Source organism: Rhizobium sp. BK661 (assembly GCF_024808825.1).
Lineage (GTDB): Bacteria > Pseudomonadota > Alphaproteobacteria > Rhizobiales > Rhizobiaceae > Rhizobium.
Map to the genome: position 1 here is coordinate 16990 of NZ_JANTYT010000015.1, position 26870 is coordinate 43859.

Below are 26870 nucleotides of genomic sequence, written 5' to 3' on the forward strand. Positions count from 1 at the left end.
TTCCTCGTCTGATTACGGGACGCTATTACATTACTATGGCATAACTGTCGATGGCAATTCGCAAGCCGCCACTTTGGAGAACTAGAATGTCCGATGATATCCGCACCACGATCGGCCTGCGCCCGGTCATCAACGTGTCCGGTACGATGACCAGCCTCGGCGCCTCGATCGTCGTTCCGCAAGCAATCCAGGCGATGGAAGCAATCCTGCCGCAATTTGTCGAAATCAATGACCTGCAGCGCATGGCAAGCAAGGTCATCGCCAGGTTGACCGGTGCCGAAGCAGGCTTTGTCACGGCATCGTGCTCCGCTGGCATCAGCCTTGCTGTCGCCGGTGCAATCACCGGCAACAATCTCCTCGCCATCGAAAAACTGCCCGATGCGACGCTCGAGAAGAACGAAGTCCTCGTGCAGATGGGTCATGTCGTGAGCTACGGCGCGCCCGTCGATCAGGCCATCCGACTTGCCGGCGGCAAAGTCGTGCTGATCGGGCAGGCCACCTCGACGCATCGCTTTCACATGGAAAATGCCATCACCGAAAAAACAGCGGCGGCCGTCTATGTCGTGTCCCATCATGTTGTCGACTATGGCCTGCTGCACCTCAGCGAGTTCGTCGAGATCGCTCACGCCAAGGGCGTTCCGGTCATCGTCGACGCAGCTTCCGAATACGACCTCAGGCTGTTTCTTGCACAGGGGGCCGATATCGCCCTTTATTCCGGGCACAAGTTCCTCGGCGGCCCGACCTCCGGCATCGTTGCCGGCAAAAAGGAACTGGTCCGCAGCGCCTTCCTTCAGAACATGGGGATCGGTCGCGGCATGAAGGTTGGCAAGGAGAGCATCTATGGCGTCATGGCTGCGCTGGAAGCGTGGGAAAAGCGCGATCACGCTGGAATCCGCGAACGTGAGACAGGCTATCTCAAGCTCTGGAAGGAAACGCTGGATGGCCGCCCGGGCGTGAGAGCCCTCATCGAACCTGATCCGACGAACAATCCGCTTGAGCGCCTGCGGGTCGTGGTGTCGCCAACCGAGGCACACATCACCGCGTGGGATCTGGCCACGGCACTGTCGCGTGGCGACCAGCCGGTCATCGTACGCGACCACGAGGTCGAGCATCAGCATTTCTATCTCGATCCCTGCAACCTGCATCCTGGCCAGGAAAAGATCGTTGCCGCCCGGCTGAGCGAAGAACTCGACAGGGCCCGCGCCTCGAACGAGATCATCGCCACCCCGCTCGAAAACCGCAGCAGACACCGCTTCGACGGGATTTTGCGCTGGCCGGACTGAGGATCGGCAGGCGGCAAGGGATAAAGGAAAGGGAACAAAAATGAGTGTCACAGAGATTAGCGCTTCGCGGCCCGCTAACCCGGTTCTGTCCGTTCACAACCTGACCACCTCGTTTCTGGTTGATGGTGGCTGGAAACCGGTCGTGCGGAATGTTTCCTTCTCCGTGTCACCTGGAGAAACGGTCGCCATCGTCGGTGAGAGCGGTTCGGGAAAGAGTGTGACGTCACTCTCGATCATGCGGCTCCTGCAGGCGGACTCAAGCCGTATCGAGGGCAAGGTCATGCTTGATGGCCGTGACCTCTTGTCCCTTTCGCAAGACGAGATGCGCAAGGTGCGCGGCAACGATGTCTCGATGATCTTCCAGGAGCCGATGACGAGCCTCAATCCGCTCTTTACCATCGGCGATCAGATCTCGGAGGCATTGCTGTGCCACAGGGCGATGTCAACGGCAGAGGCCAGGTCGGAGACCATTCGCCTGCTGGAAAAGGTTCGCATCCCGTCCGCGGCCTCCCGTTTCGACGAGTATCCGCATCGTTTTTCGGGCGGCATGCGCCAACGCGTGATGATTGCCATGGCGCTTGCCTCCCGGCCGAAACTCCTTATCGCCGACGAGCCGACGACAGCGCTCGACGTAACCATCCAGGGGCAGATCCTCGATCTCATCAAGATGCTGCAGGACGAACAGAAAACCTCGGTCCTCTTCATTACCCACGACATGGGCGTCGTTGCCGAAATCGCCGACCGGACCGTCGTGATGTACCGCGGTGAAGAGGTGGAGACCGGGACAACAGGTGACATCTTCCACCGCGCAAAGCATCCCTACACCCGCACTCTCCTGTCGGCCGTGCCGGTGCTCGGATCGATGCAGGTCTACACGCGGCCATTGCGTTTTCCCGTCGTCAACGCCGTGACGGGCGAAACCGATGCTGGGGTCGAAGTGCCTGATACCGTCACCAGGGACAGACCGATCCTCGAGGTCAAAGGGCTGACCAAACGCTTTGACATCCATTCGGGACTGCTTGGCCGATTGAGCGGGCGGGTGCATGCAGTCGAGAACGTGTCTTTCGACCTTCGCGCCGGCGAGACACTGTCCCTCGTCGGCGAATCCGGTTGTGGCAAATCGACGACCGGTCGCGCCATCATGCGCCTGATCGAGCCGGATTCCGGCGCCGTCATCGTCGAGGGACGCGACATGCTCTCCCTCGGCAAGCGCGAGATGCGCGAGATGCGCAAATCGGTCCAGATGATCTTTCAGGATCCCTTCGCATCGCTCAATCCCCGCATGACCGTCGGTCAGGCGATTGCCGAACCGTATCTTGAGCACAAGATGGGTACGGCGAAACAGGCACGGGATGTCGTCGCCGACATGCTGTTGAAGGTTGGGCTCACGCCCGATATGGCGCAGCGCTACCCGCACGAATTCTCCGGCGGCCAGCGACAGCGCGTTTGCATCGCCCGGGCCCTGGCGCTTCAGCCGAAGGTGATCGTTGCAGACGAAAGCGTCTCGGCGCTCGACGTATCGATCAAGGCGCAGGTCATCAATCTGATGCTCGACCTGCAGCAGAGCCTGGATCTCGCCTTCCTGTTCATTTCCCATGACATGGCCGTCGTCGAACGCGTCAGCCATCGGGTGGCCGTGATGTACCTCGGAGAGATTGTCGAAATCGGCCCCCGCGCGGCGATCTTCGGCAACCCCCAGCACGAGTACACCAGGAAGCTGATGGCAGCCGTGCCGGTACCGGATCCCGACCGCCGCCATCAGAAGCGCAAGGCCGTCGTCGAGGAGTTGAAGAGCCCGATCCGGCCCGTCGAATACGAGGCTGACCGGCGTGAATATCGAACCGTTTCGCCGGGACATCTTGTGATCGCCTGAGCGCTCCGTGATGAAGGTCGAAGCGATCGCTGCCGCCACACCTCGGGTGGCGGCAGCGGCAGACCGCGGTTTTCTCGCGCCAATCTGGTAAGCAGCTGCAGCAATCGTTGCGGAACCGTGGTCGGAGTTTGGCGTTTAGAAACGGTCGCCGGCGGCAGTGCTTTCTGTCATTTTGTAGTTTGCACCTGCCTGCTGTCGGCGACAACCCCTCACGTGCAGGCTTGCGCTGTCGGGACACAGGTCGTTTGGTGTCGAAAGGTACTGGTACAACGAAGAGGCGTGCCTGTTCACGGCATGGGGCGTGAGCTTGCCCGAACCGATGCGAGGTGGCCGATGCTCGCCACCTCACATCACTGTCACGCGTTCAGTCCTTCGGGGTCGTCACGAACCCAGCACCTTGTCGAGTGTGAGCGGGAGGTCGCGGATCCGCTTGCCGGTTGCATGGAAAACAGCGTTGGCAATTGCTGGCGCCACACCGACGATACCGACCTCCCCTACCCCCTTTCCACCTAGAACCGAGGCTTCCTTGTCTGGAATGCCGACCGAGATGACCTCGATGTCAGGGATATCAGCATTGGTGGCGACGAGATAATCACCGAGGTTGTTGTTGACCAGGCGACCATTGCGCGGATCCACCAGCCCCTCTTCGAGAAGCGCCTGGCCGATCCCCATGATGATGCCGCCGCGCCATTGGCTTTCCGCCAGCTTCGGATTGTAGATCCTGCCGCAGTCGAATGCCGATACGACGCGGGAGACACGGATCGTCCCGAAGTCTTCGTCGACCATCACCTCGACAAAATGCGCGCACCAGCTGTGCATGGAATAATCACCTGCCGTTGGTCCGCGGATGCTTCCCATGGTCGTCCAGGCCTTGCGGTGACTATCGGGCCCCTGCTCATTGTCCGGAAGCGTGTTTTTTCGCGTCTCGATCGACTGGCGACCGAGCGCTGACATAAGGTCACGGATCGGCAACGACATGCCTCCGTCGCGCGGAACCGAAACGCGCCCGTCGGCAACCGTCAGCGTGTTCGCGCCGGTATCGCGAAATGGTGACGCTCCATCGTTGAGCGCCAGCGCGATCAGTTCGTCGCGCGCGGCCGATGCAGCCTTGTGCACAGCCCCTGTTATGGCGCCGGCGAGCATCGAGCCGCCGGCAACCGTCGCACCGGGAAGCGATGAATCGCCAAGCCGGACATTGATCGTCTCGACCGGGACACCCAGCGCATCGGCCGCCGTCTGGGCAAGGATCGTGTAGGTGCCCTGACCCATGTCGATCGCGCCACTGACGACCTCTGCCGAACCATCAGCGAGAATACGGACAAGCGCTTCGCTTGCGGCTCGAAGGACCGGAAACGTTCCGCAAGCGACGCCCCATCCGACCAGACGCCGGCCGTTTCTCATCGAGCGGGGGGCAAGGCTTCGGCGCGACCATCCGAATGCTTCACTGCCCGCTGACAGCGCCTCCCGCAACCGCCGCGTAGACCAGGGCTTGCCCGACTGCGGATCACGTTCGGCATAGTTGCGCAGTCTGATCTCGACAGGATCAATGCCGACCGCGTAAGCGAGCTCGTCCATCGCGCATTCGAGCCCAAAGGCACTCGGATTTTTGCCTGGTGCCCGCAGCGCTCCAGGAACAATCGTATTCACCGCGACCAGCCGATGCTCCGCACTGAAATTCTCGACCGCATACATCAGCGGCGTTGCTGCGCTGGTCTGCTCCGGAAAATCGGCATAGGTCGCCGTTTCGCTGGCACCGCGATGGACAAGTGCCTGGAGGACCCCTTCCGAATTCGCGCCGAGTGCGATCGTCTGCCGGGTCGCGGCACGGCCGCCGAGGGCGGTGAACGTCTGAGGACGCGTCACGGCAAGCTTCACCGGCCGGGCGAGCTTGCGGGCAGCCGCCGCTGCAAGTGCGCCATAGGCATAAGCCGTCGCCTTGGAACCGAACCCGCCTCCGATGAACGGCGAAATGATCCGCACATTTTCATAGGGCAATCCGAACCACTCTGCATAGGTGCGGGCCATTCCGTGCGTCCACTGGCTGGGCTCCCGGATGGTCAGGGTGTCGCCGTCCCACTCTGCGGTGAGGCCATGCGGCTCGATCGCGACATGGAATTCCCGCGGCGTCTTGTACTCTGCCTCGACGCGAACAGGGGCAGCGGCGAGTGCGCTCGTTGCATCACCCCAGGTGACCGTCAGTGCGTCTAGTAGCTTTCCTTCTTTCGCCGCGGCGTCGTCGAAACCGACAATCGCCGGAGCCTCCTCATAGGTGATCTCGATCAGCCTTGCCGCCTCACTCGCCTGCTCCAGGGTTTCCCCGATGACAGCCGCAACGGCCTGACCGTTGAAGGTGATGTCCCGGGACAGCGGATGATAGGCCTGGTTGTCCGGCCGGTTTCCATACCAGTCCGACGCAATGCTGAGATTGAGTTCGGTGTCCGGCGTCAGCACCATCAGCGTTCCCGGTGCTGCCTCGGCCTTGCTGCTGTCGATGGCGACGATGCGCCCGGCTGCAATCCTGCTTTGCACGAGGACACCGTAAGTGACCCCCTTGACCTGATGCTCGAGGGCAAAGGGCGCACCGCCGGTGATCTTCAGCCGGCCGTCAAGGCGCGACAGTCGCCCACCGATCGTGCCATCAGAGGAGTCTCCACGTTTGCTGCGAGGTTCCATAATGGTCATGCCAGACCTCCTGTCTCGAGAATGGCGCGCGTCACGACACGCGGTGCGAGTTCGATCTTGTGACGGTTGCCGCCGTGACTGACGGCACCTTCCATGGCAAGGCGGCTTGCGGCCGCAATCGCTCCGACGTCATCAAGGGATTTCCCCTTCAGTGCTGCTTCAACGGACCGCGCCCGCCACGGCCTTGTCGCAACCCCGCCCAATGCAACGCTGGCGTTGCGGATCGTCTTGCCGTCGGCCTCGAATTCCAATCCGACGGCTGCACTTGCGACGGCAAACTCGAAGGACTGGCGATCACGAACCTTGAGGTAGGTCGAGTTTCTTGCCAGCGGCGTGCGGGGAACCCTGATCGACAGGATCATTTCTCCTGGTTCCAGTACCGTTTCTCTCTCCGGCGTGTCCGACGGCAGCAGGAAGAAGTCTTCCACGGCCACCTGACGCCCGCCGAGATCGATCACCGCATCGAGGGCAGCCAGCGCGACAGCGAGGTCGCCCGGATAGGACGCGATGCAGGCGTCGCTGGTTCCCAGCACGGCATGGTTTCGGGTTACCCCCTCAATTGCCGAACAGCCAGAACCGGGGGCGCGCTTGTTGCAGGCCTTGAAGGTCGCGGGGTCGCGGAAATAGGGACAGCGTGTCCTTTGCAACAGGTTCCCCCCTGTTGTCGCCATGTTTCGCAACTGTGCGGAGGCGGCAAGGGAAAGGGATTTTGAAACGGCCGGATAATCGGCGCGAATGCCCGGGCTTGCTGCCACATCCTCCATCTTCGCAAGCGCGCCGATCGTGACACCGTCGCTGTCAGCAGAGATCTTTGCCAGATCCGGAAGACGGCTGATGTCGATCACCGAATCGGGAGCGGCAACGCCGCATTTGGCGAGATCGAGGAGGGTTGTCCCGCCTGCGATAAACACGGCGCCCGATTGCATGACGTGCTTTCGGGCGTCATCGACCGAGCGGGCCCTGATATACTCGAAATCTCTCATCGGGCCATCTCCGCAGCTTGGCGCACGGCCGCAACGATATGGTTGTAGGCTCCGCAGCGACAGAGGTTGCCGGCCATGGCCTCGCGAATCTCCTCGTCCGTCATGGCGCCTCCCTCGCGGATCAATGCGACCGCCGACATGATCTGCCCCGGTGTGCAATAGCCGCACTGGAATGCATCATGGTCAAGAAAGGCTGCCTGCACCGGGTGCAGATCGCCATTGTCTGACGCCAGCCCCTCGATGGTCGTGACCTCCTGGCCTTCGACCTGCGCGGCAAGGGTCAGGCAGGCAAGCACGCGCTTGCCATCGAGATGCACCGTGCAGGCGCCGCATTGTCCCTGATCGCAGCCCTTCTTCGTACCGGTCAGGCCCAGATGCTCGCGAAGCGCATCGAGCAAGGTCACGCGTGGCTCGACATCGAGTTCGTAACGGTGTCGATTGACGTCGAGGGAAAGATGAATCGTCCGGGTCATGGGGAGCTCCTGCTCTCGTCACGGGATGGCAATGAGGTTCCAGAGGGGTGGCCAAACAAGCCCGGCGCGCTAGCTAACGTCATGAAAGCAAGGCCGGGCGCGTTTCAGCATGACATCATGCCCTCTTCTGGATTAAGAAGTGGAGGGCGCTCCATATAATCGGAGGCGCCTCCGTTTAATCTAGAGACTTGCCGCGTCGCGTCAAGTCCCGAACGTGCATGGAGTCTATTTTGCCCTCGGCCGCGCCGGAGACAGCACCGCCCTCACACCCTCCCCTTCGGGCCGACGCACGCCGGAATCGGGAAAAGTTGATTGAAGCCGCGTCCGCCGCCTTTGCCGAGCATGGCGTTGAAACGTCGCTCGAGGATATTGCTCGAAAGGCCGGCGTGGGGATCGGCACCCTCTATCGCCATTTTCCCACCCGCGAGCACTTGGTTGAAGTGATCTACCGCAGGGAACTGGAGGCTCTCGCGGCTGCCGCACTGGAGCTTGCGGCAAGGCATCCCTCCGATATCGCGTTGGAAGAGTGGATGCGACGTTTCGTCGACTACATCGCCACCAAGCGCGGAATGGCCGGCAGCCTGAAGATATTGATGGACTCGAACAGCTCTCTCTTTGCCGAGGGTGCCGGCCGCCTCAAAAGCGCGGCGGGCGGCCTTCTGACAACAGCAGCGCAAGAGGGCAAGATCCGGGACGACATCGACACGACGGACCTCCTGCACGCCCTTTCGAGCATATATTCCCTGCCAGCGTCCCCGGAATGGCGCGACCGCTCGAACCGCCTCATCGGGCTCTTGATGGATGGCTTGCGAAGGAAATAGCCGGCGACCGCATCGACGACGGCAGCGGCGTTGCCTGTCTGAGGTGAGGCTTGACGCTGAAAATGAAAAGGCGGCGCCAGGGACGCCGCCTTGAAATCATGCTGCCTTGAGTCACGCCGCCTTGACGGTCGTACCAAGGGGAATTTCGACATCAATCTCCAGCACCGACATATGCTCGTCGCGATCCATTGTCACGCGCACCCTTTCGTTGTCGACGTCAATGTGCTTGGCGATGACCGCAAGGATTTCCTCACGCAACAGCGAGACAAGATCAGACCCGGCAGAGACGCGCTCGTGCGCCAGCAATACCTGCAGGCGCTCGCGGGCTGCAGGCGCGGTCCGCTGTTTCCCAAAGAAGTTGAAAATGCTCATGCAGCCGCCCTCCGTCCGAAGATCTTGCCGAAGATGCCCCGCTTCTCTCCCGGGATGACGACTGGAAACTCCTCACCCGCCAGTCTCCGCGCCGCATCGAAATAGGCCAGCGCAGGCGCACTGCGATTGTCCGCCAGGGTCACGGGGGCACCGATGTTGGATGCGCGAAGCACGTCCGAACTTTCCGGGATGATGCCAAGCAGCGGGATCGAGAGGATCTCCAGCACGTCGTCGACCTTCAACATGTCACCCCGTTCGGCACGGTTCGGGTCGTAGCGCGTCAGGAGCAGGTGCTTTTCCATCCGCTCTCCGCGTTCAGCCTTCTCAGTCTTCGAATCAAGCAGACCGATGATGCGGTCGGAGTCGCGGACGGAGGAAACTTCCGGATTGGTGACGACCACAGCGACGTCGGCGTGGCGCATCGCCAGCGTAGCGCCACGTTCGATGCCGGCTGGGCTGTCGCAGATGATCCAGTCGAAATGACGCTTCAGGTCATTGATCACGCGCTCGACGCCTTCGGCGGTAAGATTGTCCTTGTCGCGCGTTTGTGATGCCGGCAAAAGGAAGAGCGTCTCAACCCGCTTGTCGCGGATCAGCGCCTGGGAAAGCTTCGCGTCCCCCTGGATGACGTTGACCAGGTCGTAGACAACCCTGCGCTCAGCCCCCATGACGAGGTCGAGGTTGCGAAGGCCGACGTCGAAGTCGACAACAACGACCTTCTCGTTCCTTTGGGCCAAGGCTGCTCCGAGGGCTGCGGTGGATGTGGTCTTGCCCACTCCGCCCTTGCCCGAAGTGACGACGATGACTTTCCCCATCTTTATCTCCTGTGTGATAGCCAGTTTCGGGCCTAACTAAGTTTCTCTGCCTTGATGGAATCACCGTCCAGCCAGAGCTGAACGGACTGTCCGCGAAGGTTGGATGCTATGTCTTCGGCCATCTTGTAGATGCCGTCGATGGCAACGAGCTCTGCCTCGAGCTTGCGGCAGAAGATGCGCGCTGACGTATTGCCAACCGAACCAGCCATGGCGCGCCCCCTCAATGTTCCGTAGATATGAACCGAACCGCCGGCAATAATCTCCGCACCTGACGCGACCGAACCTATGACGGTAACGTCGCCTTCTGGAAAAATCAGCGACTGACCGGAACGGATAGGCTCGCGAATGACGATTGATTGCAACGCCGCACGCGTTTCGATCACCGGCGCCTTGCGTTCAACATCAATGGTCGGCTCCTGCTGGGGAACCTCGAAATCCGAGACTGGGCGCCCTCCCTTGAGAGCCGGCGGCATGCCTGGTCCGATCAGCGACGGGCGGCAGCCTTCGATCCCCATGATGCTGACATTGCGCTGTGCAAGCTCGGCAATTAGGCCCTTCAGTTGTGCGCGGTCGATCTGAAGATCGCTCACGTCGAGTACCACAGGCCGCCCCAGGAAGAAGCCGGCAGACCGCGCGGCAAGATCATCCAGTCGTACGAGCCAGTCGTCGAAGGGAAGATCTGGCGATAGCATGACCGCGAGGAAGGAGCGGCCCTTGATACGGATAGAGCGAGCGTCAGTTAGCACTTTGGTCATCTATGTTAAGAAAACGTTGACCAATTTTTATCGCTGATTTGGTTAACAAATGGTTAATATCTGACGCCCGGGGCGTTAACAATTTTCATTCCGAAACGCCGTCGGCTTGTTGCAATCAGCGCTTGACGGCATCGTCGGCCAGGCCTCAAAGGCGGCTGCTTTGGCACCTGCCAGTTCACCCCTTTACGCGGAGGTAAGCGCGTGTCCTCCCGCGGCAATCGCTCTGATGATTGGTTGCCCGTATGTCGGGGTCGGGGCTGGACGGTATGGCCCAAATACAACAAAGGCCCGCTCTGGCGGGCCTTGATGTCTCGGTCTTCTCGTCGTCTTAGCGACCGTAAACCAGGCGCTTGATGTCACCACGCGTGACCCCGATGTCCTTCAGGGCTGCATCGTCGAGTCTCGAAAGGTCTCTGTAGGCTTTGCGGAGCTGTAAGAACTCTCCGATCCGGTTGCCGATTTTCATGTCATATCTCCTTGTGCGTTGCACAAATATATAGCTGACTGCTTTCCAAATGAGCACTTCGAAAACCGCATATGTGGCATCTCGAATTTGCAACCTCGCCCTGCCGGTGAGCAACCGGGCGGCGGTTTCCACATCGGGTCGTGCGTCCGATAACCGCCGACGCGGCACTCGTCAGGCTGTTTTGCAAAAACAGTATAACTGAGCATCCGGACAAGGTTTGACACTCGGTCACCAGGGGCTCGAGGTCAGGAATTCAACCCGATAGCCAGTCGAATTCTGGAATGCCGACGAGGCTGCGGCGCCGGATCGATGAGGCACCGGCCGGAATGAAGGATCACCCCCTGCAGCAGCTCGACGATCGGCGGCAGGCTATCTTCGACTTCCCGGGAGATGGCATAGTCCTGCGCAATATCGGCACCCCGGTGAGGATGGCTGTCATCGGCAAGCGGACGCCCAGCAACCCGGGAATAGCACTGAAAGCCACCGTGCCGATGAGGACGCCCCGAAGCTGGAACAGACCGCCATCGGCCAATGCCTCTACGATGTCTCCGGACATGGCATCGGGCGCAGTCGTTCCCCCTTCGCGACCATTCGCCGCGGCGCGCCAAGGTCATCCTTCTCACGTTTGTGGTCAGCGACCCGCTGCGCGGTATCAGGATCGTGTTGCGGACCGACATAGCGACGTGTCGTTCCTCCGTGTCCATCGGGGATGTCGAAATACCAGTAGCGGCGACCTTTGATGTTGGCGGGCGTGAACCGTCCCTCCGGAGGGAAATCGGCCGTCCACGCGGCGTCGAGCGAGCGCTGACCAACTCGGCCAGCATTGTCTGATCACGAGGTCGATAGTCTTCAAGCACCTGGACCCCGTTTTTGTGGCTCGCACGGCGTTAAACCATTTTACAAAAACAGCATAACCGGCGAGAAGCTGAAAGAACAAGCGGCGGGTCACTCCCGGACGGAACCTCTCAGGGGGACGACACGCTGCTCCGGCATTACTGCTTCGACAAGCCGATCCCTCCCCAGGATTATCCGGACGGAAAACTTCCGCTTATGGAGGTATTTTTGAAACCGATGTTTCATCCGGAGGCGCTTTTTGCTGGAACCTGAAACGCTTCGTCTCTGACACTGCGCTATTCTCCCCAGAACCAAGAGTCGAGGAGGAACGAAGATGGCACAGGTGGTCGCGACCCGTTTTCGAGACAGGGAGGTACCTGACGAAGGCATTGACTGGACGCGGGTTGCCAGTCTGCTCCAGCTGTCGCGGAGCCTTGATGAAATGGAAGAAGCGCGCCTTGTTCCGGAGAAGAAGGTCCTCTATCAATTTTCCGCCCGCGGCCATGACATGGCGCAGATCATCCTCGGCCTGCAGCTGACGAACAGACACGATGCGACATGCGGCTACTACCGGTCACGGCCTTTGCTCCTGTCCCTTGGCGTCGACCCCGCCGACGCCCTCGGCTCGGCCATGGGTCGGGCAGGTGGTTATTCCGACGGCCGCGACATTGGCGTGGTCTTCAACTATCCGAGCAGAAACGGCGCCTCGGCCCTGCCGATGTGCGGCGGTGTCGGCGCCCAATACACGCCGACGGCCGGTTGGGCGGAGGCGCTTCAGTACTATGCGGGGCCAATGGGAAAGCCTGAATATGGCGATGCAATCGCAGTCGTTCTCGGTGGCGATGGGTCCGTTGCGTCGAATGGCTTTTGGTCGGCATTGACGATTGCCACCACACAAAAGCTGCCGATGCTGTTCTACGTCGAGGATAACGGGTACGGGATCTCCGTGCCATCGGACATGCAGACGCCCGGCGGGAACATCGCGGCCAACCTCGCAAGCTGGCGCAACCTTGCCATATTTGAAGGCGATGGCTGCAGTCCTGCCGATGTCGCCCGCCTCACCCGACAGGCTGTCCACTATGTCCGCGGCGACAGAATGCCGGCCCTTCTGCGCCTGAGCGTCCCGCGCCTTGAGGGCCACAGCTTCCAGGATACGCAGGCCTACAAAAGCGAAGCACTCGTCAAGGCAGAGTGGGCGCGCGACCCGCTGCCGCGCCTGCGAGATTATCTGGTCCCATCGATCATGAGTGCAGAGGCGTGGGACAGAGCAAGGGCGGAAGCGGATAGCATTGCAGAACAGGCCCGCATCGAGGCGGAAAGCCGGAACGTGCCCTCACCGGAGACCGTGGTGCGCCATGTTTTCTTCGAGGGCGATCTCCAGGCCATGGGTGGCCAGTACAGCACCGGCTATCGCCCGCCGGAATCGACCGATGAGCCTTCCCCGGAAGGCCAGCGTATCAACATGGTCACATCGATCAGACGCACGCTTGATCATGAACTGAGCATCAACGAGCGCGTCGTGTTGTTCGGTGAGGACATCGGCCAGAAGGGTGGCGTCCATGCCGTGACACTCGGCCTGCAGGAGAAATTCGGGAAGGACCGGGTGTTCGATACTTCGCTCTCGGAGGAAGGCATCGTCGGGCGGGCGGTCGGAATGGCGCTTGCCGGACTTGTTCCCGTTCCGGAAATCCAGTTCCGCAAATATGCAGAACCGGCAACGGAGCAGATCAATGATTGCGGGACAATCCGGTGGCGCACCAACAATCGGTTCGCCGCGCCTGTCGTGCTGCGCATGCCGGGTGGCTTCTTCAAGTGTGGGGATCCGTGGCACAGCCAGACGAACGAAGTCGCCTTCATCCATCAGCCCGGCTGGAAGGTGGCGGTTCCCTCAAATGCGGAAGATGCGGTCGGACTGCTGCGCACTGCACTGCGCGGCAATGATCCAGTCATCTTCTTCGAGCACCGGGCAATGCTCGACCATCCCTGGGCACGTCGACCCTATCCTGGCGACCATTACACCCTCCCCTTCGGCAAGGCGCGGTTTACCCGCAAGGGCGAGGCGATCACGATCGTGACGTGGGGCGCGATGGTCCCTCGTTGCGAGGAGGCTGCAGAAGGGATCTCGGCGGATCTTATCGATCTTCGCACATTGATGCCCTGGGACCGCGAGAGTGTCCTTTCCTCGGTGCGCAGGACGCGGCGGTGCCTTGTCGTACACGAGGATCTTGGCACGGCCGGCTTTGGCGCCGAGATTGCTGCCGTCATAGCAAATGAGGCCTTCATCGACCTCGACGCGCCGGTCTCGCGATTGACGATGCCTGATATACCCAGTCCTCACAGTCCGGTCCTGCTCGAGTGGGCAGTGCCGTCGGCGGACCGCATCAGACAGAAAATCAAGGACCTCCTGGAGTACTAGACGATGGCGAACTTTATCGAGGTCCTGGTCCCCCTGGAACAGGAGGGGACAACGGCCGTCGTTCGCAACTGGCTGAAACAGGCCGGAGATGCAGTTGCTGAGGACGACGCACTGGTCGAGATCGAAACCGACAAGGTGACCCAAGAGATTCCGGCACCCGTTGCCGGCATTCTCGCCGAGATCCTCATGATGCCTGGCGCCGACGCAACGCCCGGAGCCGTGCTCGCCCGGATCCGGGCCGACCATGCGCTCCCTGACCAGGGGACTTGCGAGACCGCTGAGAACGAGACGATAAAAGGTGACAACGCTCCCGTACGTGCCGGCGTCGGAACGCTCGGCAGCGAACGTTTGTCGCCGGCGGTGCGAAGCGCTTTCGAGGAATACGGCATCGATCCGGCAAACGTTGTCGGTACCGGGCGGAACGGTCGCGTGACCCGTATGGATATGGACAACGCATTCCTGGCGAGGAAATCGCCAGGCGGTGGCGAAACACCTTCCGACACTGATCGACGACAGTCCGATCGACCGCCTGCCAGCTCCCGCATTGTCGCACACACGCCGATGAGGCTGTCGATCGCGCGGCACATGCTGGAGTCGGTCACGACCGCCCCCCACGTCACGTCAATCTTCGAAGCCGACTTCACCGCCGTGATGCGCCATCGTGCCATGTACAGGGCAGAATTTGCGGCCGAAGGCATCGATCTGTCCTACTCGTCCTACATTGTCGCGGCATGTGCCGCAGCCATGCGGGCAGTCCCTGAGGTCAACAGCCGATGGCACGACGACCACCTGGAGATCTTCGACGACCTCAACATAGGCATCGGCGTCGCGCTCGGCGACAGCGGGCTGGTTGTTCCCGTCATCCACAGGGCCCAGGATCTGGACCTGTCCGACGTCGCCGCAAGGCTTCAGGACATAACCATGCGGGGACGGGACGGAAAGCTGACCAATGCCGACATGCGCGGCGGCACGTTCACCATATCGAACCATGGCGTCTCGGGATCGCTTGTCGCAGCCCCGATCATCATCAACCAACCGCAATCAGCCATTCTCGGCGTTGGAAAGATAGAAAAGCGGGTTGTCGTCAGAACTGTCGACGGCGTTGACGCAATCCAGATCCGACCGATGGCCTATGTATCCCTGACGATCGACCACCGCGCCCTGGACGCCCATCAGACCAATGCGTGGCTGACGCGGTTCGTTGAGACGCTGGAAGCATGGGACGCATCGCAACCGTCACATCCGCGGCGCTAAGAACGCCGCTCGGCCGCCGCGCTGATGTCACCCGATCGCAGCAGTTGGCATCGGTCATTGCCTCGTCTACCGTGGCGGCCATCGAAACGGGATGGTCTGCAAATGTGCAACTTGTATCGCATGGAGGACAAGGACTGGGTCAGCAAATGGGCCCTCGACGTCGAGAGCCTCGTCAACCTCATGCCCGCCTACCAGATGAATCCCGACCAGGCCGGCCCCATCGTCAGGAACACGCTCGATGGTCGCAGGCAGCTCGTTCATGCCCGCTGGGGCCTTCCCTCCCCTTTTTTCGCCCAGAAGAAAGCTGCCGAAGCTCGTGCCGAGAAGCTCCGGAAGAAGGGTGAGGCGGTGGACATGGACGCCCTGATCCGCATGGAGCCGGACCGTGGGACAACAAATGTGCGGCAGTTTCATCTGGCGCATTGGAAACGCTGGCTTGGCCGGGAACATCGATGCATTGTCCCCGTAACCTCCTTTGCCGAGCCTGATCCCGCCGCCCAGCGCGACGGCGATCGTGTCCCCAATGCGTGGTTTGCTCGCAATGAGGAAAGACCGGTGATGTTCTTTGCCGGTCTTCACGTGCCGGGCTGGACCAGTGTACGCAAGGCCAGGGACGGACTGACCACCGACGATCTCTACGCTTTCCTGACCACGGACCCCAACGCCGTCGTAAAACCGATCCACGACAAGGCGATGCCTGTTCTGCTGCTGACGAGGGAAGAGACCGACATCTGGCTGAACGCGCCGTGGGAGGAGGCAAAAGCGCTCGCCCGCCCGGGGCCTGACGACGCAATCAGGGTGATCGGACGTGAGCAATGGGGATCGACCATCGTGTCACCCCGCGGAGAGCCGAGCGAACCCACCATCCTCTAGATCGAGCCGACTGCGTCACGGTGCGACTGGCGAGCCGCTCTTTCGAGCCGATGCGCCGCCGGAGCGGACATCGCCGAACCGGCCAGCCCGACGTCAGGGACAGATGCGCGGACATTCACTCTCAGGCAGAAGCCGCCACCGCCATGTAGTGCATCAACGCAGAGCTGCGGAACCCCGTTTCAGTAACTGCACGAACGACCATCGCTCGGCCGGAAGCCGTCAGAACAGGCTCGATTCATCGAATCGCCCGGCAGGTAGCCAGATGCGGACCCATAGGAGTTGGGGGGCGTCCCGCAGCCTGACGCGCCCGCGGCGAGCATGAAAGCCCCACACATTGCAAGAAATCTCCGGTACCTTCTCATCGGCGGCTCTCCACGAATGGTCATTGCGCAAGGCTGAATCTGCGGCCCTTTCAAAAGGATGCGCGAGGAATCACGCAAGGTCGACTTCCGTATGCTCGACCATAGCCTGTCAAGCGGATCTTCGAAAAGCGGGGCAAAGGAGCGCTCCGCCAAACCTTGCGCCGAAGTTTTCGAAGGGGGTCGGACGGCCTGATGAATTGCCTTGTCGACGACTTGCCTACATCTGCCTTATGGTCGCGGACATCATTCAGCACAGATCACAGGTAGAATTCGCGTGACACATTTCGCTTAGGCCTCACCCGTCGCGGCAATCACGAAGGACGAGCGCTTCGCAAGGCTGACCGGACTTCGTCAGGCCATGCAGTCACGTGGCGTCGCGGCAACCTTCCTTGGCCCGATTGAAAGCCTTCGCTACTTCACCGGCCTTGTCTGGCAGCCAAGCGAGAGGCTGCTTGGCGCGCTTGTCACCGAAGACAGGCTTACCTACATCGTTCCGGGCTTCGAACGCAGCCGCGTGGAAAGCCTCCCTCATCTGCCGGGCGATATCCTGAGCTGGGAGGAAGACGAGAGCAGCGCCGCACTCGTTGCCGGACTGATCTCGCCATCCGGCATCCTTGCACTCGATGACGCAATCGAACTCAGCTTCTACCACGCCTTTGCAGGCCAGATGGGGGCGGCAAGGCTTGTCGACGGCGGCGGCATGCTCAACGCCCTTCGCATGATCAAATCGCCGGCAGAGATTGCCCCGATCCAGTATGCGATGAACATCACGCTGGAGATCCAGCGCAAGGTTCGCGACATGATCGCGCCCGGCATCGCCGGCTCCGAGGTCTCCCGTTTCATCGACCAGCAGCATCGAGCCTGGCGCCGACAATGGATCGACCTTCAGGATCGTGTCGTTCGGATCTGCCACCTCCCTGCCACATGGCGCCGATGGCGAGCAGATCCTTTCTGCGGGAGACGTCATCCTCGTCGATACCGGCTGCCGCATCGACGGCTATCACTCCGACCTGACGCGCGCATCCATGCTCGGCGGCGGCAAGGCCGAGTTCGAGCGCGCCTGGGACATAGAGCGCAAGGGTCAGCAGGCGGTGTTTGACGCCGCGAAGCTCGGGGCCCCGTGCGAAAGCCTTGACGCCGCGGCGCGCCGTCTTTTCCCGACATGGTCTCGGTCCCGACTATCGCCTGCCCGGTCTGCCGCACCGCGCCGGCCACGGCCTTGGCCTCGACATCCATGAAGCACCGTTCATCGTCAGGGGCAACCGCACTCCCTTGCGACGGGCATGTGCTTCTCGAACGAACCGATGATCGTCTTCCCAGATGCATTCGGCGTTCGTCTCGAGGATCACATCTTCATCACAGCGGATGGTCCGCGCCACGCCGGCAAGCAGTCCCTCTTCCTCTAGTCCAGGCAAGACCGGACACGCCAATCGTTGCCAGGCGCCTGATTCGCCGTGCGGGTCCTCCGGATGGGCTCCGACCTCGGCCGAATGCAATTCCGTTTGCCGTTGCCGAGGGAAACGATATCCGTCGTCATCAGATGCAACCCTGCCCTGAGACACACGTGAGGCTCGCGCCAATTTGGCGTTGCGATCGCCACAAACGTGCAGAATACTGTGCTATGGTAGCGTTTTCTGTTGACTGGAACACGGTATACGCTAGCTCTTATATAAGCTGCCATTGCGAAACGGTGGCAGTCAGAAGCCAACACCCGAGCGCGGCGGGATGAGGAGGTCCAAGCTATATGCCGGAAAATCGTCCGGATTGGCCCAAGCTGGTTCCGCAAGGATCCGAATTCTTTCATCGCGCCGCGGCAACGTTCTCGCTCTTTGATCTCGACCTCGTCATCATCGACTGGTCCGACGATCTGGCGAAGCGTGAGGGTTTCGCCGGTCGATCAACCGTAACATTGTCGGACGTCTACCCGACGCTCGCCAGACCGCCGATCGCCGAGCTTGTCCGACAGGTCATCAAATCCGGCAGACCGCGATCGGTCCGGCTGGGCAGGACACCTGACGAACAATGCGACCTGCTGCTGCTTCCCGCCAAGGACGGGCTCGCAATCATCGAGATCGCAGCCGGCGATCTTGCCGGCGAGACACACGCCCAGGAAGACGAACGGGCGCTCTGGCGTCACCAGGCAACGCACGATGTGCTGACGGGGCTTCCCAATCGTCGTCGCTTCAGTGACGAACTCGCGCGTCTCCTGCCGACGAAGGGTACCAATCTCGCACTGATGCAGATCGACCTCGACGACTTCAAGCCGGTCAACGATACGCTCGGCCACGGTGCCGGCGACATCGTGCTCAAGCTTGCCGCCAACCGCATTCGAAGCGTGCTCGGCACCGATGACACAGCCTTTCGCCTCGCCGGCGATGAATTTGCCATCATCCAGCTCGCACAGGGTCAGCCACGCGAAGGCGAGAGACTGGCGGACGACCTGATTGCCGAGTTCAAGAAGCCCTTCGTGGTGGATGGCATCACAGTCTTTGTCGGGGCGAGCGTCGGCATCGCGATTGCGCCCCGCGACGGCAACGAGGGCGAGCAACTGATGAAGGCTGCCGACGTTGCTCTCTATGCGGCGAAGAAAGAGGGCAGACGTCGCGCGCGCACCTTCGATCCGGCGATGCTGATTGTCCTCGAGCAAAGGGAGTTCCTGCGGCGGAGCTTGCGGGTCGCGCTGCAGCACAAGGAGTTCTTCCTTGAATATCAGCCTCTCTTCGACCCTTCCCGAACTGTCACCGGTTTTGAGGCGCTATTGCGGTGGCGCCACCCGCGGCTTGGCGTCATCCCGCCGATCGTCTTCATCCCAATGGCCGAAGCCGATGGCCTGATGAGCGAAATCGGCCAATGGGTACTGGAGGAAGCCTGCAGGGCGGCCCTCAACTGGCCGGACCATTATACGGTTGCCGTCAATCTTTCCCCCGCCGAGTTCCTGACGGCCGGATTTACCGACCGCGTGTCACAAACGCTCGACCTCGTCGGCTTACCCGCCGAGCGGCTGGAACTGGAGATCACGGAAACCGTGCTCCTGGAACGTACGACCAACAATCTCGACACGCTGAACACCCTCAACGTACTTGGCATCCAGATCTCGCTCGATGATTTCGGGACGGAATATTCCTCGTTGAGTTACCTCAAGAATTTCCCGTTCGATAACATCAAGATCGACAAGTACTTCATCAACGATCTGCTTGATGACGAAAAGAGCCAGACGATTGTGCGGTCGATCATTTCCCTGTCACATGGTCTCGACATGTGCGTCACTGCCGAGGGGGTCGAGACCGCAGAACAGGCAGCCTGGCTCCTGGCAGAGGGATGCGACCGTCTGCAGGGCTACTTCCTGGGCCCGCCCATGCATGTCGATCGGCTTGGTTCGTTCATCCGGCATGGGAAGAAGGCAAGGATCGGCGCAGCCGCCGGTACGACAACGCGTGCCCACGGTGCGCAGATGTCCGTTGGTCAGGGAAGCAATTGAAAGGTCCGATGCAATGAAAGAGGCCGCGTTCGAGCAACTGCTCAAACTCGAAATGGAGATGGCAACCTTCACGGCCGACTGGCTGCATTGCGACCAGCTGTCAAATTATGTCGCCCGCATGGTCAGCCATGACCGCCGTGACCCGTTGCGCCATTCCAACCTTCTGTCATCAGCCCTGAACGAACTTCTCGAGATGTCGTTTCGCGCCGACGTCCAGGATGGTGAGCTCGTCTTCGGCTTCTATCGCCACCAGCACGTCGAACGCATCGAATTGAGCTTCCCCTGCCCATCGCAGCAGCAACGGCACTATAGCGAGGTCGTGGACTCGCTGAAGGATGGCGACAAGCTCGCTGGCTATGTCGAGATCATCGCAGATGAGACAGCGCCCATCGAGCAGTCGGTCCTCGTGGGGCTGGCGGTCAATTATGACGCGGGCATCGAGTTGCGCTCGACGGGTGCCGACACCTTGACCTTCGTCGTCGACCTGCCGCTCGAGAGGTTGCTCAATTGACCGCCATCACGTTTTCTCCGGCCTTCACGACGCAGTTCGACACCAGCAATCAGGAGTTTCTCGCCGCCGGTGTCTGCCGCCCTCGCTCCATCGCCGACATCGCCGACGACCTTAAAGTCCTCCGGGATGGCATCGAAACGGTGAAGGGCGTCTTCTATGTCAACCTCAAGCGCGTGACGCATATGAACAGCACGGCCTTCCACGCGCTTAGCCGCGTCCTGGTCGACGCGTCGCGCTCGAGGCCGGAACTGCAGATCGTCGTTGTCGTATCGAGCGTCGTGACATGGGCAACGCAGATGTTCAGGCATCTCGGCGAGCTCTCCCCGAACATCACAATGGAGGTCTACGATTCAGCCTTCTATCCCGGCCAGACCTTCGTCGAGAACCAGAGCTTCATCCCGATCCTCAGAACCCAGACCAAGATGACCTGGCGGCATGAACGGCAAATCCTGCCCCGTCATGGCTTGCGCAGCGGCATGACGATTGCCGACATCTGTTGCGGCATCGGCGATTTCGCGATGCTTGTCCGGAAGGAATTTAACCCCGCCAGGATGGTTGCGCTCGATCACTCGGTGGCAAGCCTCGACTACGCACGCTCGGTCGCGGAGCAATTCTGCGTCAGGGACATCGAGTATACCTTCGGCGATGCCTCGCAGATGCTGTTCGAAAGCGACCAGTTCGATTTCGTGACATGCCGGCATTCCCTGCAGATCTTCGACCGGCCGGAGGTTCTCCTCAGGGAACTCTTTCGCATCTGCAAACCGGGCGGGCGCGTCTACATCACGAACGAGAAGAACTCCCACTGCCTGGGCGAGCCGCGCGCCGACAGTATTCAGTGGACCTATACCGAGGTCGCCAAGCTGTTTCGCCATTTCGACATGGATGTCGAGATGGGTCCGAAGGGCTCACGCCTGTTGCGGGATGCCGGCTTTGACGATGTGAAGATCGAGAGCTTCATGGTTACCAATCACGACGGCGACCCCCAGGAGTTCGCTGACATCATCCAGGCGTGGGAAGATGTCTACGCCGGCGAAATGGCAGTCAGGCGCGGCGATACGCCCGAATTCATCAAGCGTTTCAGACAGGGTTTCGCTGATCATATCTTTGCTGCCCTGCATCCGCGCGGCTATGCCGGCTGGCCGATCTGGGCCGCTTCGGGACAAAAGCCACTATGACGGTAACCGCTGGCGGGCAAGGTGTTGGGCTTCGGTCGTTTCGTACGAAATTCATCATCGTTGTCGGTGGTGCGGTGCTGTTCGACCTGCTTGTCAGTGGCGGCCTCGCCCTGTGGAACGTGCAGCGATTGTCCCGGGATGCGACGGCACAGGTCGGTCAGGGCCTGGAAAAGGCGAGCCAGGACTACATTCGCACATCCACGGATTCGACGGCTGCGCAGGTCAGCCTCCTTCTTGGTCAGGTCCATTCGGATGTCAAAGCCCTCGCAGGCGTTCTGCAGGACCAGATCGATCATTCGGCCCGCAACGATGCGGTTGGCGCCGCGATGGCAAGTGCCGAACCCAAAGGGGTGACGGTTGCCTATGACGCCAAGGGCAACTGGGCACAGAACCTTCCGGGGTCCCCTTCCGTCGTCAGTGTATGGGGGTATCTGCTCGACAAGGATCATCGTCCACTACCCCAGGTCCAGGCCGATATCGACACAAGCACCGTTCTCGATCTCGTTGCGCCGAACCTGTTGCGGACGGGCGCATCGAAACTGCAGATGTACTACATCGGCCCGAAGGAGCGGCCAATCTTCAGGACGGCGCCCTACACGGATCAGGCGCAGACGTTCGATCGGCTCTATCCGAAACACAACGACCAGAACTTCTGGGATTTCTTCTTTCCGGGGCTCTACGAGTCATGGGAGCGGTGGGCGCTTGATCCCGCGTCGCGTCCCGCTCCAGACAACATCACCCAAACCGCGCCCTATACCGATGCCATCACCGGAAAGCTGATCGTCAGTTTCTTCCATCCACTGTGGACGCCCGACCGTCGCGGCGTCGCCGGGACCGCCGGTGCCGACATCACGCTCGACCAGCTCGCTGAGGTCGTCGAGCACGTGAAGGTGGCAGAGACCGGCTTCGGTTTCCTTGCCATGTCGAACGGCAATGTCGTGGCGATCAATTCGGCCGGCGAGAGGGTTATGGGCCTCCAGGCGGCGAATGAAGAGGCGGGCAAGGGTGTCACCGGGCTTGACCGTTCCTTGCCAAAAAGCTCGCAAAAGGCCATCGCTTCCCTTCCCCTGGATCAGGACGGCAAGGTCCAGCGCATCTCGCTGACGGAGAACGGCGAGGACGTGCCCTATCTGCTTGTCACCAAGCAGCTTGCCCCGTCCAATCTGTGGGTGGATGGTCCGGTCAAGCAGGAGGCCATGTCGCTCGGCATCGTCGTCCCGGAGCGGGAGATCTATGCTTCGCTGATCGCCGCCAGAGAGCAGATCACCAAAGCGACCAATCGCATCCTGATCTATCAGGTGCTTGCGGTCCTCATCTCGCTTCTGATCGTCACCGCCGCCGTCTTTGCGGCGTCGAAACGCATTACCGGGGGCATCAGCGCCCTCGCGGCAGCTGCCCGGCGCATTCAGGCCAAGGACTATTCCGTCAGGGTCGACATTCGCAGCAAGGACGAGGTGGCAGAGGCCGGGCTCGCCTTTAATCGCATGGCCGAGCAGATCAGCTTTCACACCGAAAACCTCGAAAACATGGTGACAGAACGGACGCGGCAGATCGAGGAGGCCAAGGAGGAAATCCAGGCCTTGAACACGCAGCTGAAGAGCGAGAACCTGCGTCTCGGCGCCGAGCTGGATGTCGCCAGGCACATTCAGATGATGGTCCTGCCGCGCGCGACCGAACTCGGCGCGGTCGAGCACCTGGAGATTGCCGCCTACATGCGTCCCGCAGACGAGGTCGGGGGCGACTATTATGATGTCCTGCAGAGCGGCAGGAGTTTGAAGATCGGCATCGGCGACGTGACCGGTCATGGCCTCGAGAGCGGGGTGCTGATGCTCATGGTGCAGTCGGTGGCCCGGGCATTGCTGGAGGCAGGAGAAACGGATCCCTCGAAATTCCTCACCCACTTGAACAGCGCGATCTTCAAGAACATCGAGCGGACGAGGACCGACAAGCACCTGACATTGTCGTTCCTCGATTACGACGGCGACCGACTGACGATTTCGGGGCAGCATGAAGATCTGATCGTGGTGCGCCAGACCGGCGAGGTCGAGCGCATCGATACCGGCGACCTCGGCCTGCCCGTCGGCCTTGAGTCCGACATCACGCCATTCGTCGACACGCGCGAGATCTCGTTTGAGAAAGGCGACCTGATCGTGCTCCACACCGACGGTGTCACCGAGGCCGAAAATTCCCGTGGCGAGCTGTTCGGCATCGAAAGGCTTTGCCAGAGCGCACGACAGCTGCACGGCCAGTCGGCCGAGGAAGTCAAGGACGGCATCATTGACGGCCTCATGGCGTACATCGGAACGCAGAAGATTCATGATGACATCACGCTGGTCGTGATGCGACATAGGTGAAGTGATGACAACGGTGCTCTTTGGACAGGAATATCTGGCGTCACCGGAGATTGCCCACTCCATTCGACTGCGTCTGCTTGACGGTCCGCTCGATCTCGCCTGGAAACATTCCGGGATGACGTCAGACTTCATTGCAGAGATGATGACACCGAGATTTCGGCCGTCAAAGCGGCTTTACAACCAGCTTCGACAGGATATTGGCTATCTTGCAAACGAGCTGATCGAGAACGCCATCAAGTTTCGCAGCCGCGGCGAGGTGGTCGTGGAAGCGCTGGCACAGGCAGACTGCTTCCGGCTTCGCGTCTCTAACCTCGTCGACCGCGAAACCGCCGACAGGTTTCAGCAGTTGCTGGCCACGGTCACGAGCGGTGACCCCGGCGAGCTCCTGATCGAGCAAATCGAGGCCAGTGCGATGGCGACAAGCGGGAATGCATCCGGCCTCGGCATTCTGACGCTGATGAGCGACTACGAGGTGCAGTTTGCCTGGCTTTTCGAAGGCGAGGAAGACAACGAACCGACGAAGATCCAGACCTATGCCGCGATGGCAATTCCATCGTCCTGAAACATCAAAGGTGCTGAATGGAAATTAGAGAAGAAGCATACCGCGTCTGGTCCGAGGGCGGCACCGTCTATTTCGACGGTACGATGAGGCTCGCGGGACCCGATGCCTATGCGCCGGTCCATGCGCTGGCGATGAAAGCCATTGAAGACGGCGGCGGCAAGACTACCTTGGATCTGACTGGGCTTGAATTCCTCAACTCCTCGGGGATAAATTTATTGGCTAAACTGACAATCGAAGCGCGCAAGCGACCGGATCTGCATTTGACGGTGCTTGGCTCTTCTCAGGTCTCCTGGCAGATGAAATCCCTGCCGAACCTGAAGAAGCTGCACCCGGGCGTCGATCTGAGGATGACCTAGGATTATGAGTTGGCCTGGACCAGGCAAGGGTGGTGCCTTGCCTGGTCCGTCAAGGAGGCGTCAATTGCCCGACAATGGACCATCACGAGCAGCCGCGCCGCCCGCAGGTGAGGATGCGCGCGCCGAAGAAAGCAGAACGTCAGGGATCGAACGCCGCCGGTTCCCGCGAGAGGAAAAGCCGCCGGAACCGCCCGCTCCTCCCTCGGTCCTGAAGCCGCTCCGCTTTACCACGGGGAATTTGCCGGCGGACCAGCAGTTCTCTGCCTGGCAGGCCTATATGGCGCCATTGGTCGACGTTCGGCTGCCGGACAGCGTTCCTCCCGGAACGCCCTTCCCGGCCGACCACGCAGCATGGAACCTCGGCGGAATGCTGGTCGTACAGCAGACGGCCCCGGCACACAGCTTCCTTCGCCAGGAGACAAAGGTGAGGTCAAACCTCATGGACCACTGGCACGTCATGGTCGTGCGCAGCGGCAGGACATGGACCGAGGTCGACGGACGCGTTTGTCACGGCGAACCGGGCAAGGTCGAGTTGCGAACCCTTGGACACCCTTTCCGAGGGCGTTCGACGGACGCCGAGATCCTGTCCCTCTACCTGCCGCGGGAACTGCTTTACTTCACCTCCACCGAGGTCAAGAACAACACGACGCTATCGGGAACGCGGACAACGCTGCTGATCGATTATCTGGACGGGCTCGAGGCAAAGCTTGCTCAATTGTCGGAGGGGGATCTTCCTCACGTGGTCCAGACGGTCCGTGACATGATCCTGACCTGTGTCTCGCCGTCCGCGGCGGACTATCCTTCGGCAGAACTGCCCTCGTCCCTGCCCCTGAAGGAACGGGTTTTCCGTTTCGTGCAGGCCAATCTGACGGCCGATGACCTGACGACGGAGCGAATTTGTCGCGAACTCGGCGTGTCGCGCACGCGGCTATACCAGGCTTTCGAGCGCGATGGCGGTGTCCACCACTTTATCCAGCGTCGACGGCTCCTCTCCGCTCACGCTGCCCTTAGCGATGCTGCCAACCGGCAGCAGATCATCGACATTGCCTTTGCTGCCGGTTTTTCCTCCGCCGCCCACTTCAGCCGGGCCTTCAGCAAGGAATTCGGCTACACCCCGCGCGAGGCGAGACACATCGCCGTTCCCTCCTACCTCGGACAGGCGGTCGAACCGATCTCGGGGGTCGAAGGCGCAGATTCCTTCGACAAGTGGCTGAGGTCGCTTGGCCACCGCCAGGACTGACGGTCCTCCAATCAACAAAAAAGGTGGTCGACGGGGAAACCGGCACGCTGGCGTGTGGCCTTGACACTCCAGCGCAAAGGAAGTGCCGCACGCGCCTTGCACACAGCAACCGCGTCAATCAACGCAACCCCGCAGGCACCATCTGCCGGCCCCGTTAAAAATAGCAGTTACCTGGAGTTGCTGCTCTCAGAAATGGACGCTGCTGCAAGTTTCCGGATGCTTGGCTAACGACAAGGGTCGGGTAAGCCATTAAAAACGAAGCATAATCAAAGTGCAGGCAGCGGAGATGGAGTGCACGACAAATGCGCTCCAGTGCAATAAGGCAACTTTCAGAGGCACAGGCAATGGACCCGACCAATCCCACGATCAATATTAACAATCCTCAGTATGCTGCGAATGATCCGTATCGCGTCGTCGAGCGCGAGGAAGTGCTTGCAACGGCTTTCCGGGCCTTTGTACAGCGCGCAGTGGGTGCGGGTTGGAACGAAGCAGAAGTCGCACTGACGTTGGCAGACATCGCTGACGACTATGTCATGGCACTCGCCCGAAGGGTCAAGGCAAACTAGTACCGCGTAGCATTCGCGTCCTGCTGGGGAGGACGCGAACATGCCCGACCCCGGGGTCGGCCCGAGTGCATGCCGCTTCGCGCACCACCGCGAAGCGGCACGTTCATTTTTGGGGCACCGGTCCGGCCTGGCTGCTCGTGCCATCGGCAAACCGGTTTGTACTCCTGGCGCTCCCAGCCCTTCCTGCAGGTTGACGCTTTGTCGTGGCCTCTATAAGAGGCGGCATCGAAACTTGTTTGCCGATATTTGTTTTTGCTGCGCTCGTCGCTTCGTAACAACTTCCCTTCTCACAAGTCGAAAAGCACCCCAGCGTGTTGGCAACATCACGCGGGAAGGAACATGTTTTCCAATACGAGGTTGAAATGC

General features: G+C 60.8%; 22 protein-coding genes and 2 pseudogenes. 15 read left to right on the forward strand and 9 right to left on the reverse strand.

Features of this window, described 5'->3' with window-relative positions:
• Nucleotides 1-86 precede the first annotated feature (86 nt).
• Both FHX16_RS23545 and FHX16_RS23550 read left to right on the forward strand, forming a co-directional pair.
• Nucleotides 87-1283: an aminotransferase class V-fold PLP-dependent enzyme gene (locus FHX16_RS23545; RefSeq protein ID WP_183756417.1), complete on the forward strand. Its 1197-nt coding sequence runs from the start codon at nt 87-89 to the stop codon at nt 1281-1283.
• Between the two features lie 40 nt (nt 1284-1323).
• A complete protein-coding gene (locus tag FHX16_RS23550; protein WP_183756418.1) occupies nt 1324-3156 on the forward strand; it encodes an ABC transporter ATP-binding protein in 1833 nt (610 codons plus the stop codon).
• A gap of 381 nt (nt 3157-3537) precedes the next feature.
• On the opposite strand, the gene FHX16_RS23555 is transcribed toward FHX16_RS23550, so the two are convergent.
• Genes FHX16_RS23555 through FHX16_RS23565 form a run of 3 tightly spaced genes read right to left on the reverse strand, consistent with a single transcriptional unit; the run spans nt 3538 to nt 7294 of the window.
• A complete protein-coding gene (locus FHX16_RS23555) occupies nt 3538-5838 on the reverse strand; it encodes a xanthine dehydrogenase family protein molybdopterin-binding subunit (RefSeq protein ID WP_259130664.1) in 2301 nt (766 codons plus the stop codon).
• A complete protein-coding gene (locus FHX16_RS23560; RefSeq protein WP_259130666.1) occupies nt 5835-6821 on the reverse strand; it encodes a xanthine dehydrogenase family protein subunit M in 987 nt (328 codons plus the stop codon). The genes FHX16_RS23555 and FHX16_RS23560 overlap by 4 nt, the downstream gene beginning before the upstream one ends.
• The gene (locus FHX16_RS23565; RefSeq protein WP_183756421.1) at nt 6818-7294 is read right to left on the reverse strand and encodes a (2Fe-2S)-binding protein; all 477 of its coding nucleotides are present in this window, start codon (nt 7292-7294) and stop codon (nt 6818-6820) included. The genes FHX16_RS23560 and FHX16_RS23565 overlap by 4 nt, the downstream gene beginning before the upstream one ends.
• A 218-nt stretch (nt 7295-7512) precedes the next feature.
• Here FHX16_RS23565 and FHX16_RS23570 point away from each other — a divergent pair, with 218 nt between their 5' ends.
• Complete coding sequence (locus FHX16_RS23570; protein WP_183756422.1) at nt 7513-8115, forward strand: TetR/AcrR family transcriptional regulator; 603 nt, start codon at nt 7513-7515, stop codon at nt 8113-8115.
• A gap of 111 nt (nt 8116-8226) precedes the next feature.
• On the opposite strand, the gene minE is transcribed toward FHX16_RS23570, so the two are convergent.
• From minE to FHX16_RS31645, 5 genes and pseudogenes are all read right to left on the reverse strand, one after another.
• On the reverse strand, nt 8227-8487 hold the full coding sequence (gene minE / locus FHX16_RS23575; RefSeq protein WP_183756423.1) for a cell division topological specificity factor MinE: 261 nt from the start codon (nt 8485-8487) through the stop codon (nt 8227-8229).
• Nucleotides 8484-9302, reverse strand: a complete 819-nt coding sequence (gene minD / locus FHX16_RS23580; RefSeq protein WP_183756424.1) for a septum site-determining protein MinD — start codon at nt 9300-9302, stop codon at nt 8484-8486. Before minD ends, minE begins: the two co-directional genes overlap by 4 nt.
• Nucleotides 9303-9334: 32 nt before the next feature.
• Nucleotides 9335-10057 (reverse strand): septum site-determining protein MinC, encoded by a 723-nt coding sequence (minC, locus tag FHX16_RS23585; RefSeq protein WP_183756425.1) that lies wholly within the window; start codon nt 10055-10057, stop codon nt 9335-9337.
• A gap of 328 nt (nt 10058-10385) precedes the next feature.
• A complete protein-coding gene (locus tag FHX16_RS23590; protein ID WP_007797120.1) occupies nt 10386-10523 on the reverse strand; it encodes a DUF1127 domain-containing protein in 138 nt (45 codons plus the stop codon).
• Nucleotides 10524-10760: 237 nt separating this feature from the next.
• Nucleotides 10761-11376: pseudogene (locus FHX16_RS31645) on the reverse strand (GSU2403 family nucleotidyltransferase fold protein); the annotation flags it as partial.
• 315 nt (nt 11377-11691) lie between these two features.
• Here FHX16_RS31645 and FHX16_RS23600 point away from each other — a divergent pair.
• The 3 genes from FHX16_RS23600 to FHX16_RS23610 all read left to right on the forward strand — a co-directional run bounded on the left by FHX16_RS23600 (nt 11692) and on the right by FHX16_RS23610 (nt 15900).
• Nucleotides 11692-13773, forward strand: a complete 2082-nt coding sequence (locus FHX16_RS23600) for a transketolase C-terminal domain-containing protein (RefSeq protein ID WP_183756426.1) — start codon at nt 11692-11694, stop codon at nt 13771-13773.
• 3 nt (nt 13774-13776) lie between these two features.
• Complete coding sequence (locus tag FHX16_RS23605) at nt 13777-15027, forward strand: dihydrolipoamide acetyltransferase family protein (protein ID WP_259130673.1); 1251 nt, start codon at nt 13777-13779, stop codon at nt 15025-15027.
• A gap of 102 nt (nt 15028-15129) precedes the next feature.
• Entirely contained in the window at nt 15130-15900 is a 771-nt protein-coding gene (locus FHX16_RS23610) for an SOS response-associated peptidase (RefSeq protein WP_183756428.1), read from the forward strand.
• Nucleotides 15901-16079: 179 nt separating this feature from the next.
• On the opposite strand, the gene FHX16_RS23615 is transcribed toward FHX16_RS23610, so the two are convergent.
• Nucleotides 16080-16262: a hypothetical protein gene (locus FHX16_RS23615; protein ID WP_246712761.1), complete on the reverse strand. Its 183-nt coding sequence runs from the start codon at nt 16260-16262 to the stop codon at nt 16080-16082.
• A 310-nt stretch (nt 16263-16572) separates the two neighbouring features.
• On the opposite strand from FHX16_RS23615, the pseudogene FHX16_RS23620 reads away from it, so the two are divergent.
• The 9 genes and pseudogenes from FHX16_RS23620 to FHX16_RS23660 all read left to right on the forward strand — a co-directional run bounded on the left by FHX16_RS23620 (nt 16573) and on the right by FHX16_RS23660 (nt 26504).
• Nucleotides 16573-17668, forward strand: a pseudogene (locus FHX16_RS23620) (M24 family metallopeptidase).
• 338 nt (nt 17669-18006) lie between these two features.
• Complete coding sequence (locus tag FHX16_RS23625; protein ID WP_183756429.1) at nt 18007-19740, forward strand: bifunctional diguanylate cyclase/phosphodiesterase; 1734 nt, start codon at nt 18007-18009, stop codon at nt 19738-19740.
• Between the two features lie 13 nt (nt 19741-19753).
• Nucleotides 19754-20251: a ubiquinone biosynthesis methyltransferase UbiE gene (locus FHX16_RS23630; protein WP_183756430.1), complete on the forward strand. Its 498-nt coding sequence runs from the start codon at nt 19754-19756 to the stop codon at nt 20249-20251.
• Complete coding sequence (locus tag FHX16_RS23635) at nt 20248-21426, forward strand: class I SAM-dependent methyltransferase (RefSeq protein ID WP_183756431.1); 1179 nt, start codon at nt 20248-20250, stop codon at nt 21424-21426. Before FHX16_RS23630 ends, FHX16_RS23635 begins: the two co-directional genes overlap by 4 nt.
• Nucleotides 21423-23780, forward strand: coding sequence for a SpoIIE family protein phosphatase (locus FHX16_RS23640; protein WP_183864518.1), 2358 nt, complete (start codon nt 21423-21425; stop codon nt 23778-23780). Before FHX16_RS23635 ends, FHX16_RS23640 begins: the two co-directional genes overlap by 4 nt.
• Before the next feature lie 4 nt (nt 23781-23784).
• Complete coding sequence (locus FHX16_RS23645; protein WP_183864517.1) at nt 23785-24342, forward strand: slr1658 superfamily regulator; 558 nt, start codon at nt 23785-23787, stop codon at nt 24340-24342.
• Between the two features lie 17 nt (nt 24343-24359).
• Nucleotides 24360-24698, forward strand: coding sequence for a slr1659 superfamily regulator (locus tag FHX16_RS23650; RefSeq protein ID WP_183756434.1), 339 nt, complete (start codon nt 24360-24362; stop codon nt 24696-24698).
• Nucleotides 24699-24762: 64 nt separating this feature from the next.
• Complete coding sequence (locus FHX16_RS23655) at nt 24763-25938, forward strand: helix-turn-helix domain-containing protein (protein WP_183756435.1); 1176 nt, start codon at nt 24763-24765, stop codon at nt 25936-25938.
• A gap of 344 nt (nt 25939-26282) precedes the next feature.
• The gene (locus FHX16_RS23660; protein ID WP_183756436.1) at nt 26283-26504 is read left to right on the forward strand and encodes a hypothetical protein; all 222 of its coding nucleotides are present in this window, start codon (nt 26283-26285) and stop codon (nt 26502-26504) included.
• Nucleotides 26505-26870: the final 366 nt, after the last annotated feature.

Bases quoted from the DNA above. Each gene is read 5' to 3' on its own strand.
- FHX16_RS23555 (WP_259130664.1), bottom strand. From the start codon at position 5,838: ATGACCATTATGGAACCTCGCAGCAAACGTGGAGACTCCTCTGATGGC.
- FHX16_RS23645 (WP_183864517.1), top strand. From the start codon at position 23,785: ATGACAACGGTGCTCTTTGGACAGGAATATCTGGCGTCACCGGAGATT.
- FHX16_RS23605 (WP_259130673.1), top strand. From the start codon at position 13,777: ATGGCGAACTTTATCGAGGTCCTGGTCCCCCTGGAACAGGAGGGGACA.
- FHX16_RS23615 (WP_246712761.1), bottom strand. From the start codon at position 16,262: ATGAGAAGGTACCGGAGATTTCTTGCAATGTGTGGGGCTTTCATGCTC.
- FHX16_RS23550 (WP_183756418.1), top strand. From the start codon at position 1,324: ATGAGTGTCACAGAGATTAGCGCTTCGCGGCCCGCTAACCCGGTTCTG.
- FHX16_RS23570 (WP_183756422.1), top strand. From the start codon at position 7,513: ATGGAGTCTATTTTGCCCTCGGCCGCGCCGGAGACAGCACCGCCCTCA.
- FHX16_RS23625 (WP_183756429.1), top strand. From the start codon at position 18,007: ATGCCGGAAAATCGTCCGGATTGGCCCAAGCTGGTTCCGCAAGGATCC.
- FHX16_RS23560 (WP_259130666.1), bottom strand. From the start codon at position 6,821: ATGAGAGATTTCGAGTATATCAGGGCCCGCTCGGTCGATGACGCCCGA.
- FHX16_RS23660 (WP_183756436.1), top strand. From the start codon at position 26,283: ATGGACCCGACCAATCCCACGATCAATATTAACAATCCTCAGTATGCT.
- FHX16_RS23600 (WP_183756426.1), top strand. From the start codon at position 11,692: ATGGCACAGGTGGTCGCGACCCGTTTTCGAGACAGGGAGGTACCTGAC.
- FHX16_RS23545 (WP_183756417.1), top strand. From the start codon at position 87: ATGTCCGATGATATCCGCACCACGATCGGCCTGCGCCCGGTCATCAAC.
- FHX16_RS23640 (WP_183864518.1), top strand. From the start codon at position 21,423: ATGACGGTAACCGCTGGCGGGCAAGGTGTTGGGCTTCGGTCGTTTCGT.
- minD (WP_183756424.1), bottom strand. From the start codon at position 9,302: ATGGGGAAAGTCATCGTCGTCACTTCGGGCAAGGGCGGAGTGGGCAAG.
- FHX16_RS23610 (WP_183756428.1), top strand. From the start codon at position 15,130: ATGTGCAACTTGTATCGCATGGAGGACAAGGACTGGGTCAGCAAATGG.
- FHX16_RS23630 (WP_183756430.1), top strand. From the start codon at position 19,754: ATGAAAGAGGCCGCGTTCGAGCAACTGCTCAAACTCGAAATGGAGATG.
- FHX16_RS23650 (WP_183756434.1), top strand. From the start codon at position 24,360: ATGGAAATTAGAGAAGAAGCATACCGCGTCTGGTCCGAGGGCGGCACC.
- FHX16_RS23590 (WP_007797120.1), bottom strand. From the start codon at position 10,523: ATGAAAATCGGCAACCGGATCGGAGAGTTCTTACAGCTCCGCAAAGCC.
- minE (WP_183756423.1), bottom strand. From the start codon at position 8,487: ATGAGCATTTTCAACTTCTTTGGGAAACAGCGGACCGCGCCTGCAGCC.
- minC (WP_183756425.1), bottom strand. From the start codon at position 10,057: ATGACCAAAGTGCTAACTGACGCTCGCTCTATCCGTATCAAGGGCCGC.
- FHX16_RS23565 (WP_183756421.1), bottom strand. From the start codon at position 7,294: ATGACCCGGACGATTCATCTTTCCCTCGACGTCAATCGACACCGTTAC.